Origin of the sequence: Bartonella sp. AA1HLJMS (genome assembly GCF_042197445.1) — a bacterium.
GTDB lineage: Bacteria > Pseudomonadota > Alphaproteobacteria > Rhizobiales > Rhizobiaceae > Bartonella.
Genome location: NZ_JBHIRW010000105.1, coordinates 1 through 2,613 on the forward strand (window position 1 = coordinate 1; position 2,613 = coordinate 2,613).

At 40.3% G+C, this 2,613-nt stretch carries 1 protein-coding gene and 2 pseudogenes; 2 read left to right on the forward strand and 1 reads right to left on the reverse strand.

The window, feature by feature from the left end; all coding sequences use genetic code 11:
• Positions 1-233 precede the first annotated feature (233 nt).
• Positions 234-1,400, reverse strand: coding sequence for a tyrosine-type recombinase/integrase (locus ACFIQE_RS09480; RefSeq protein WP_375621728.1), 1,167 nt, complete (start codon positions 1,398-1,400; stop codon positions 234-236).
• Between the two features lie 171 nt (positions 1,401-1,571).
• Between ACFIQE_RS09480 and ACFIQE_RS09485 the strand changes: the two are divergent.
• Together ACFIQE_RS09485 and ACFIQE_RS09490 are read left to right on the forward strand one after the other, a co-directional pair.
• Positions 1,572-1,790: pseudogene (locus tag ACFIQE_RS09485) on the forward strand (hypothetical protein); the annotation flags it as partial.
• Between the two features lies 1 nt (position 1,791).
• Positions 1,792-2,613, forward strand: a pseudogene (locus ACFIQE_RS09490) (hypothetical protein); the annotation flags it as partial.

The following is a 2,613-nucleotide window of genomic DNA, read 5'->3' on the forward strand; positions in this document are numbered from 1 at the left end:
GTCAAAAGAATATCATTTTCTGTCATACTAAAATCCTTTCTATCAAAAAATGGTAACAAATCATAACTATTTATTAACCACATTTTGGTTCGTTTGGAAAGATGTTTTATTTATAGAAAACAATATTTTATTATATAATTTCTGATGTGATACGTTATGAGTCTTATTGAGAGAGAATGAGAGAAAAGAGAGAGAAAGTTATCAACAGATCATGGGGTTATTCACCCCATATCTTAAGATTGACCCGTGACATAAGCCGCCCATTTATCCATATAAACACGGCGTTGTTCTAGATAGTCCGTACGACGATAGGCACGCTCTACTTTACCTCCTACTGTATGACTTAGAATGGTTTCAGCGACCTCATAGGGGGCATCGGTTGTTTCAGCAAGCCAATTGCGTAAACTAGAGCGAAATCCATGGGGGCAGGCATCAAGTCCAATACGTTTCATATATTGAGCCATACACCTATGCGCGAGGGGACCGCGACCTGTTGCAGAAAAGAAGAAATCATTGCGTGATAAAAGGCGCGCTTGTTTTAAAATGTCTAATGCTTCTGATGATAAAGGCACGCGAAACTCTGTTGTTGTATCACGCTTTCCTTTCATATTTTCAGCAGGAATAGTCCAGATATCATCCTCAACTTGATCTTTATGGATATGACATAAAGGAAAAGTACGAACGCCTGTCAGAATAAGCAAACGTAAAGCCAGTTGTGTCATTGTTGTTGTTTCGCAAAGTGTTTTATAAAAAGCCGGAACCTTTCTCCAATCCATAGCTGGAAAATTTTGCGTTTTATGGCGTTGTTTGCCTAAGAGCGCGCGTGCTTTTTCTGTTGCTTGTAAATCAACATTCAAACCTAATGCAGCCGCATGTTTAAGACAAAGATTAAGACGTATCAATGCTTTCTCTGCTGTTGCAGCTTTTGTATGCCAAATAGGGGCAAGAGTATTGCGTATCTCTGTTTGAGTAATCTCTGAAACGGGTAGACAGCCTAATTTAGGGAGAATATAAAGACGTAAAGGTGAAAACCAATCACAAGCCTTACCATCATTTTTTAATTCAGCTTTCCGACTTTCAAAAGCATCTACGGCAATATCTTTTAAGTAATGAAGATTGCTGATTGCCTCACGCTTTTGTTTATTGCGTTCTTTAATGGGGTCACGCCCCTCACGTAAAACCGAACGCCACCCAGTTGCCAATTCACGGGCTTGTTTTAAAGAGACATCTCGCAATGCTCCCAAGCCCATTTCACGACGACGTCCGTGAAGGGTATACCGTAAAATCCATTGAGCACCTCCATCTTTACGCTTATGAAGTAACAAGCCGGCACCATCATTATATTTGCCAGCCCCCAATGTTGCGACAGATCTTGCATTAAGACGGTTCATAAGAGCCATTTTTTACTCCTTTCTTATATAAATTTGATCCACACATTCATCCCACTTGTGATGTGCAAATGAGTGGTTTTGATTGAAGCAATATAAACTGATTTAAAATGAGACAATCTTAGGTTATTCGGGACTCTCATTCAATATGAATAACACTAGATTATCATTATAAATCAATGCCTTGTAGAGATAGAGAGTGTTGATGAGGAGCATCCATGGTTTGTGCACGCGTTTGATTTGATTAAAGCGCGTGCAAAATATGAACTGTACAAGAATATCTTGAAAGACCCCGATTGTGCAACGGCAGCTTACAATGACTTTAACGAACAGTTGCATGAATTGCGTGCAGAGACGTCTCAACGTCATAACGTGACCAGAATAATACCAACGGATTTCTAAGATGGTTTATTTTCCAATCGCTGATTACAGACCAGATGTTTCGGTCGTCAACGGTAGCTTTACGGATACGCTTGTGAATGTTTTACCAGCAGATGGCGGTTACATTCCGATGCCTAGTGCAATGGTTGTGTCTCATGCTTTGGAAGAAAAGCCTTTGGGGTGCATAGCGTTTAGAAGTGGCAATGGTGTTAAGATAATTGTAGGAGGCAAACAAAAGCTTTACAGTTATGATAGTCAAACCAAGGGTTGGAAAGACATAAGTCAAAGTGGTGTGACCTATCAAGCAAATGAAGAGAATAAATGGTCGTTTGCTCTTTTTAAAAACATGGTTATTGCGGTGAATAAAAATGATAAACCGCAAGTTTTCAAGGTCCTTAGTTCTGAACGGTTTGAAGATTTAGAAGGCAACCCACCGAAAGCAGGATTGGTCAAAGTTTGGGGACCTTTTGTTTGTTTGATGCAATTGACAGATAATCCCAATCGCATTCATTGGTCTGGAGAAGGCGATGAAACTGTATGGGAGACTCAATATAATGTTAGTGGTTATATGGATTTCCAAGATGGAGAATATGTGCAGGGGGCAACAGAAACAACCAATCCCCTTATTTTTCTTCGTTCCGCTATTTATGCTGGTTCTTTGACGTTAGGTTCCAAAAGCCCGTTTGCTTTTCAAAAGATCCAAGACAAGCGTGGAGCCCGTAGTGCGTCCTCTATAGCATGTCGAGGGAGTGATGCTTTTTTTGCGAGTGATGGTGGCTTTTATCAGATCAGTGCTGATGGTCAACTTTTGCCGATAGGCTTTGAGAAGGTTGATAGAACGGTT

Bases quoted from the DNA above. Each gene is read 5' to 3' on its own strand.
- ACFIQE_RS09480 (WP_375621728.1), bottom strand. From the start codon at position 1,400: ATGGCTCTTATGAACCGTCTTAATGCAAGATCTGTCGCAACATTGGGG.